Consider the following 7,631-nt stretch of genomic DNA (forward strand, 5'->3'; position numbering starts at 1 on the left):
CATGAGGACAATATTCTTATATCGGAATGAAAAATATTTGTAATACAATTAGTTATTATAAAATGGCGACCATACCGACCGCGTTGACGGATATGCTTTCTTCGCTCAAAGAAAACGATATTTTTTCTATGGCATCAAGAAACAAAATCGTGCTTAACCGACGATAGACAGCGACATAAGAGACAGAAAGCACGACATAACGTGAGGAAATGACCATGCCCAATCCGTTCCATCTCGCTTTCCCAGTTGACAACCTGGAGGCAGCCCGGCGTTTTTACGGTAAGGTCTTGGGGTGCCCCGAAGGAAGAAGCTCCGATACATGGATTGATTTCGATCTTTTCGGACACCAGATCGTCGCCCATCAGATCGAGAACGCTTCCAGAAGCAGCGGGCATGGGCTGGTCGATGCAAAAGAAGTACATATCCCGCATTTCGGTGTCGTTCTGGACATGGAGGACTGGAAGGCCCTGGCTCAGAAACTGACGGCTTGCGGTACCGAATTCATCATTGAGCCGCAGATCCGCTTTGAGGGCCTGCCGGGTGAACAGGCGACGATGTTCCTTCTTGACCCAGCCGGCAATGCCATAGAATTCAAGGCATTCTCCGACATGAGACAGCTTTTTGCAAAACAGTAGCACTGCCTGCCACGACCGGAACGGGGATATGCGCGACGCTACCGCTCTGAAAGCGTGTTGCCGGGACAGATCCCGTTCGGGTGGAAACACCCGGACGGAACAAGAGGGTCGTCAAACGATAATGCAGGGTGATTCTTGTCATCAGGCGGGCACCGAGGATCATGGGCCACCACGTGGTGCGTCCGCCAGGACCATTGGACCCCGCCCCCAATAGTGCAGCATGGAAGAGAAAGTCGATGGAACAGACCCTAGATCACTCGGCAGGCGACGGAACGCATGCTCTGGACCGGCAACTCCCTGAACAACTTTTTTCAGCACTTCATGATATCGGATTCGATGGACAGGGCATCACGCGCGCGACGTATGGTGCCGGCGAGAACGCCGCGCATCACTTGATCGAAGCCGCAGCGGACAAACTGGGCCTTGAAATCCGCCGGGACTGGGCAAACAATCTCTATGTCACCTTGCCGGGCCGCGATCGGTCACGACCGGCCGTCATGACCGGCTCGCACATGGACAGCGTACCAGGCGGCGGAAATTACGATGGTGCCGCTGGCGTGGTGGCCGGGCTGACTGTCCTTGCGTCGTGGACGGCGGCTGGCTTCGTTCCGGAGCGCGATGTGACGGTCATGGCGATCCGGGCGGAAGAAAGCGCCTGGTTCCCCATTTCCTATCTCGGCAGCAAGGCGGCCTTCGGCCTGCTGAGCGAAAGCGATATGGCGACCCGACGCAATGACGGTGCCGGCATGCTGGGGGATATGATCCGCCAGTCCGGTGGCCAGCCAGATGCTTTTGCCGTGGCGGCATTGGATCCAAAATCCATCGACAGCTTCGTTGAGCTCCATATCGAACAGGGGCCGGTCCTGCTGGAGCGCGATTGCCCCGTCGGTATCGTCAACGGTATCTGTGGCAGCATACGCTACCGCTCGGCGGTCGTTCACGGGCAATATGCTCATTCCGGGGCAACGCCGCGGAGCTATCGCTCCGACGCCGTCATCGCCGGCGCGACACTCATGCTGGCACTCCAGCAGGAATGGATCCGACGGGAGGACGCCGGGCAGGAAATGACCCTGACCTTCGGTGTTTGCCACACCGAAGCCGATCTGGCGCATTTCAGCGCCGTGTCTGGCCGGCTCGATTTCTCGATCGACGTCCGGTCGCGCGACATCGTCCTGCTGCGCCAGATCGACGAATTCATTCATGAGCAGGCCAGGCTCATCGAAAAGACCTGCCATGTCCGCATCGCGCTTGGACAACAGACATCCACATCCCCGTCGATATCGGACGGCGCACTCGTGCAAAGCGCGATCGACAGCACCGCGAACATGGGCATTCCGGCAATCTGCATGCCCAGCGGCGCGGGCCACGACACCGCTTTATTCGCCACGCAGGGTATCCCGACCTTGATGATCTTCGTCCGTAACGAACACGGAAGTCACAACCCAATGGAAAGTATGGAACTCTCTGATTTCATGAAAGGATGTGCCGTCCTGGAGGCCGTACTGCGTAAGCGAAGCACCGCCGCTTGACCGAGATACCGTCATGGCATGCTGTTTCATAACCCAGCCCATAGATGAACGCGCCGTCGCATTTCTGCACGATCATGGCGTCGATGTGCGGTATGCGTCACACGCCAGTATGGAAAGCGTGATGGCGGAAATAGGGGATGCGCAAGCCGTCATTACACGCGATCTGGGCCTGAATGCCGAAGCGATCCGCGTCGCCTCCGCATTGCGCATCATCGCCTCTCACGGCGCAGGCACGAACACCATCGCGATCAGCGAGGCAAATGCGCGGGGAATCGTGGTCACGCGGACCCCCAGCGCCAATAGCCGATCGGTCGCCGAACTGACGATGGGACTCATGCTCGCCGCCGCACGACGTCTCTGCGACGCCGACAGGGCGGTCCGCACCGGCGAGTGGGACTTCCGCTATCATTGTGGCGGCCTGGAACTGCATGGTCGCACGCTCGGTCTGGTGGGCTTTGGTGCGGTGGCCCAGGATGTCGCGCGAATAGCGGGACAAGGTTTCGGCATGAGGGTTTATGCCTGGTCGCCCAGCGTACCTGACCATGTCTTTTCCGACCTGAATGTCCAACGCATACGCGACCTGCCCGCCCTCGTCCGTGCCTCCGACATCCTTTCGCTGCACAGGCCGTCTGACCCAGGCACGCCGCCGGTCTTCAATGCCCGATTTGCGGAGGCGCTGCGCCCGAAGACCATCCTGATCAATACCAGTCGGGGCTCTGCCATCGATAGCCAGGCCTTTCTGGATGCACTGGAAGATGGACGGATCGGCGCAGCTGGACTCGACGTTCTGCCGCTGGAACCTCCCCCCGCGACCGACCCCCTCCTTACGTGCGACCGCATCGTTCTCTCACCGCATATCGGTGGCGCGACAGCGGAAGCTCTGTTTCGTACGGCGATGACGTGTGCTCGTCAGGTGCTGGATGTGCTGTCCGGCCGCGAGCCGCCCCACAGGCTGTAGCACCGTCTCAGGGCCTGACCGAAATGTGCGCCGACCTGAGAAAGGCGCGGTCGAAGGACCGCCGGTGCCGTTGCTGGCGGCCTTTCAGACCGACCTCACCAAGCCCCCATCCACGCGGATGAGCGTCCCCGTCACATAACTGGCGCGCGCGCTGGCCAGGAAGGTCACCATATCGGCGAATTCGGCCGGGTCACCGTAACGCTGCATCGGAATGGCCTCGCATGAGGCCCGGGACACCTCTTCAACCGACCGGCCCTGCCGCGCTGCCGCCGCGGCATTCAGACTGTCGACCCGCCGGGTATGAATCCGCCCCGGCACGACAGAATTGACCGTGACACCGTCGGCCGCCACTTCAGCCGACAGGGTCTTGGCCCACCCGACAAGTGCGGGACGCAGCGTATTGGAGAGTGAGAGGTTGGCGATCGGCTGCAGGACGCCGGACGAGACGATATTGATGATCCTTCCGAATTTCCTCTGACGCATGGCTGGAAGATACATTTCGACTGTGGCGATCGGCACGCGCACCATGGCCGTGAAATATTGCTCCAGATCCGACACGTCGATCCGCGCGGCCTCACCCGGCGGCGGGCCGCCGCAATTCGTCACGACAATGTCCACATCCGCTATTTCCTTTTTCATGTCGTCAAGATGCTTCATATACTGAAAATCGACGACATGACATGATGCCTGCCCTCCCTCGGCCCGGATGGCATCGCATGATGCTTCAAGCGACAGGCGATGACGGCCTGTCAGGATGACGTGGGCGCCCTCACGGGCAAGACCCGCCGCGCAGGCATAGCCAAGTCCCTGGCTCGATCCCATGACCAAGGCAATACGCCCCGCAAGACCCAGATCCATTCTCCACCCCATTTCATCACGATCATTTCTTCATATAGAGATTTATCGATTCTGTCATAATAATCGGTGGTGTCATGCCTATTGCCTCCGCGCTCCGGTTATCGGTGACCGACGCAACGGTTCATCAAAACTGGCAACTCACAATATTTTCCCTGAATTTACGGATCGCATCGCTATTGGACGATGACAGCGTCCAGAGAAAGCCGATATGACGCTGCGGACAATCGTCAGGCAGGGTCAGCTTGCGTACGGACAAGCCTGACGGCCAGGGGGGCGCCCAATCCGGCAACAATGCAACGCCGATATTGTGGCTGACCATGATGCTAATCGCCTCAAGCGCATCCATGTCAAGCTCACTCTTTGGAACAATTCCTTGCTGACGCAGGAAATTATCGACAATGCGACCGCCCCACTGGTTTCTGTCGTAGCGCAGGAACAGGTGACTTTTCAGTACTTCGATTGGATCGGTCATCTCGCATTTCTCGGATGTCAGCACGATCATGGGTTCAGAACGCAGCCTGATCCATCCGCATGTCTTGGGGACAGGAAAGGGGGGTTCCACAATGACCGCGCCATCCAGGCGCCCCGTGAACACATCATCATAGAGCTGCAACGATTGCCCCGGTGTCACCCGCAGTTCGACATTCGGATTTTCCGCGAAGAACGTATTTAGCGCCAAGGGCAACAACCCCGTCAGGGCCGACGATATCGCGCCGATATGGAGGTTGCCAGCCAGAGTGTCATGGCCGGCAATGCGCTTGAGTTCGGTGACGGAGGAAATGATTTCGCGACTTTTGTCCAATATCGCGCACCCTGACGATGTCGGGACGACCGTGCGCCCCGCCCGCGTCAGCAAGGGTTGCCGGATCTGATCCTCCAGGGCCTTGATACGCTGGGAAACGGCGGCCGGCGTAATGCCCAGATGCCGGGCTGCATCGGCAATCGATCCACGTTCGACGACGGACAGAAAGCTTTCGAGAAACCGAATATCCATTACTCTTCCCCAAACGGATTCGTCACGAGCTGGCAGCGGTGGCGGCGGCGATAAAATGCGCGCAAGAAGACCACCAGCATGACCAGACGGGCCGGAGAATTCAAATGCCGGATGATCCGCCCGCGCCCGGCTTCCGGAAAACCGTATTTTCCGGCGCAGGATAAGGATCCAGAAAACGTCCCGTGGCTGGGCTTCCCGTCTGCGCCGCAGCAGCCAGCTCGGCTTTCCCGCCAACGGGACAATGTCCCCGGACCGATCCGCCTATTCCGGCAGCCTGACCGGGCGGCGGGGCGGCAAGGGCGGCAGCGGGTCGGACGCGACCTCGCGGATGCTTTCATAGACCAGCATCTGGTGGCCATCGCGTTCGAAACTGTCGTACTGGGTCATGCCGATGCCACCCAGGATGGTGCGCGAGGCAATGTTGGTGTCGCGCGTCACCGCCATCACACGGCGAATCCCCGCGTCATGGGCGAAGCTCAACGCCGCCGATGCCGCCTCGCGCGCCAGGCCGCGCCCGGCCGCCCATGGCCAGAGCGCGAAGCGCAGACCCAGCCCGCGCCCGTCGGGGCGTTCATGCAGGCCGGTCATGCCGATAAAGCGGCCGTCCTCGCGAATCGTGAAAATTCCGACCCCGCGCCGCGCCCAGCAGGCCATGTCGTCGGCCATGTCGGCCTCGGCCTGCTGGCGGCTGCGCACGCCGCCCAGCATCATGCCGAACGCCCCGGCATCGGCCTTCAGCCGGGCCATCTCGTCCATGTCCCGCCACGAGACCGGTTCCAGCACCAGACGCGGCGTGCGGATCGACCCGCCCGTAATCTGAGGATGGGTCGCCCATGCGGCGCGGTCGGCGGGCTGCCCCCACGGGCCGCGGCGCAGATGCCGCGTCCCGGCAGGGTCCTGCCCGTCAACCCGGCGCGGCGGCCGCGTCACGGAAACCGGGCCGAGAGCGCGGGACGTACATCGCCCCGCCGATTCAGCGCGCCAGGGGGCGGTATTTGATCCGTCCCGGCTCGGTCGCATCCGGGCCGAGTCGGCGTCGCTTGTCCTCTTCGTAGGCCTGGAAATTACCCTCGAACCACTCGACGTGGCTGTCGCCCTCGAAGGCCAGGATGTGCGTCGCCAGACGGTCGAGGAACCAGCGATCATGGCTGATGATCACGGCGCAGCCGGCGAATTCGGCCAGCGCGTCTTCCAGCGCGCGCAGTGTGTCGACGTCCAGATCGTTGGTCGGTTCGTCGAGCAGGATGACGTTGCTTTCCTGCCGCAGCATCTTGGCCAGATGCACGCGGTTGCGCTCACCGCCCGAGAGGATGCCCACCTTCTTCTGCTGGTCCGCGCCCTTGAAGTTGAAGGCGCCGACATAGGCGCGCGACGGCACGGCCCGCTTGCCCAGATAGATGACATCGGTGCCGCCGGAGATTTCCTCCCACACCGTCTTGTTGTCATCCAGGCTGTCGCGCGACTGGTCCACATAGCCCAGCTTGACCGTATCGCCGACCTTCAGCGTGCCGGAATCCGGCTGTTCCTGGCCCACGATCATGCGGAACAGGGTCGATTTGCCCGCGCCGTTCGGCCCGATGACGCCGACGATGCCGCCCGGCGGCAGCTTGAAGCTGAGATCGTCGATCAGCAGCCGGTTGCCGAACGCCTTGCGCAGATCCTCGGCCTCGATCACCGTGCCGCCCAGGCGCGGGCCGGGCGGAATGACGATATCGGCCGTGCCGCCCGCGCGCTCGGCATTCTGGGCCAGCATTTCCTCGTAACGGGCGATACGCGACTTGCTCTTGGCCTGCCGGGCCTTGGGGCTGGAGCCGATCCATTCCTGTTCGGCGGCCAGGGCGCGCTGGCGGGCGCTCTCTTCTTTTTCCTCCTGGGCCAGACGCTTGCGCTTCTGGGTCAGCCACGAGGAATAATTGCCCTGGAACGGATAGCCACGGCCCCGCTCCAGTTCCAGAATCCAGTTGGTCACGTTGTCCAGGAAGTAACGGTCATGGGTGATGATCATGACCGTGCCTTCGTAGTCGCGCAGGGTCCGCTCCAGCCACGCCACGCTCTCGGCGTCCAGATGGTTGGTCGGTTCGTCCAGCAGCAGCAGGTCGGGCTTTTCCAGCAGCAGGCGGCACAGCGCCACGCGCCGGCGCTCACCACCCGACAGCTTGGTCACCGGGCTGTCGGCCGGCGGGCAGCGCAGCGCATCCAGCGCGATGTCGATCTTGCGGTCCAGTTCCCAGCCGTCGCCGGCATCGATCTTTTCCTGCAATTCGGCCTGTTCGGCCAGCAGCGCGGTCATTTCGTCGTCCGACATCGGCTCGGCGAACAGCATCGAAATTTCGTTGAAGCGATCGACCGCCACTTTCAGGTCGCCGAAGCCCAGCGCCACGTTCTCGCCGACGGTCAGGGACTCGTCGAGCTTGGGCTCCTGCTCCAGATAGCCGATCCGGGTGCCTTCGGCGGCCCAGGCCTCGCCGCCATATTCCTTCTCGATCCCGGCCATGATCTTCAGCAGGGTCGATTTACCGGCGCCGTTCACGCCCAGCACGCCGATCTTCACCCCAGGCAGGAAGGAGAGGGTAATGCCCTTGAAGACCTCGCGCCCACCCGGATACGCCTTGGTCAGGTCCTTCATCACATAGACATATTGCGTGGCGGCCATGACG

The 7,631-nt window shown here is 61.5% G+C and carries 7 protein-coding genes; 3 read left to right on the forward strand and 4 right to left on the reverse strand.

Annotated elements, in window-relative coordinates; genetic code table 11:
* Window positions 1–215 precede the first annotated feature (215 nt).
* The 3 genes from ABF821_RS04860 to ABF821_RS04870 all read left to right on the forward strand — a co-directional run bounded on the left by ABF821_RS04860 (window position 216) and on the right by ABF821_RS04870 (window position 3,122).
* Window positions 216–635 carry a VOC family protein gene (locus ABF821_RS04860; protein WP_415529230.1) on the forward strand — a complete coding sequence of 140 codons (420 nt, stop codon included), beginning with the start codon at window positions 216–218 and terminating at the stop codon, window positions 633–635.
* A gap of 236 nt (window positions 636–871) precedes the next feature.
* Window positions 872–2,164, forward strand: coding sequence for a Zn-dependent hydrolase (locus ABF821_RS04865; RefSeq protein ID WP_415529231.1), 1,293 nt, complete (start codon window positions 872–874; stop codon window positions 2,162–2,164).
* A 13-nt stretch (window positions 2,165–2,177) separates the two neighbouring features.
* On the forward strand, window positions 2,178–3,122 hold the full coding sequence (locus ABF821_RS04870; RefSeq protein WP_182973149.1) for a hydroxyacid dehydrogenase: 945 nt from the start codon (window positions 2,178–2,180) through the stop codon (window positions 3,120–3,122).
* An 84-nt stretch (window positions 3,123–3,206) separates the two neighbouring features.
* On the opposite strand, the gene ABF821_RS04875 is transcribed toward ABF821_RS04870, so the two are convergent.
* From ABF821_RS04875 to ettA, 4 genes are all read right to left on the reverse strand, one after another.
* Window positions 3,207–3,980 carry an SDR family oxidoreductase gene (locus ABF821_RS04875; RefSeq protein WP_182973148.1) on the reverse strand — a complete coding sequence of 258 codons (774 nt, stop codon included), beginning with the start codon at window positions 3,978–3,980 and terminating at the stop codon, window positions 3,207–3,209.
* Window positions 3,981–4,104: 124 nt separating this feature from the next.
* Entirely contained in the window at window positions 4,105–5,208 is a 1,104-nt protein-coding gene (locus ABF821_RS04880; RefSeq protein ID WP_246401452.1) for a LysR family transcriptional regulator, read from the reverse strand.
* A 27-nt stretch (window positions 5,209–5,235) separates the two neighbouring features.
* A complete protein-coding gene (locus ABF821_RS04885; RefSeq protein WP_114726007.1) occupies window positions 5,236–5,790 on the reverse strand; it encodes a GNAT family N-acetyltransferase in 555 nt (184 codons plus the stop codon).
* A 157-nt stretch (window positions 5,791–5,947) separates the two neighbouring features.
* Entirely contained in the window at window positions 5,948–7,627 is a 1,680-nt protein-coding gene (gene ettA / locus ABF821_RS04890; protein WP_114725495.1) for an energy-dependent translational throttle protein EttA, read from the reverse strand.
* Between the last annotated feature and the right edge of the window lie 4 nt (window positions 7,628–7,631).

Origin of the sequence: Gluconacetobacter sp. (genome assembly GCF_047721585.1) — a bacterium.
Lineage (GTDB): Bacteria > Pseudomonadota > Alphaproteobacteria > Acetobacterales > Acetobacteraceae > Gluconacetobacter > Gluconacetobacter dulcium.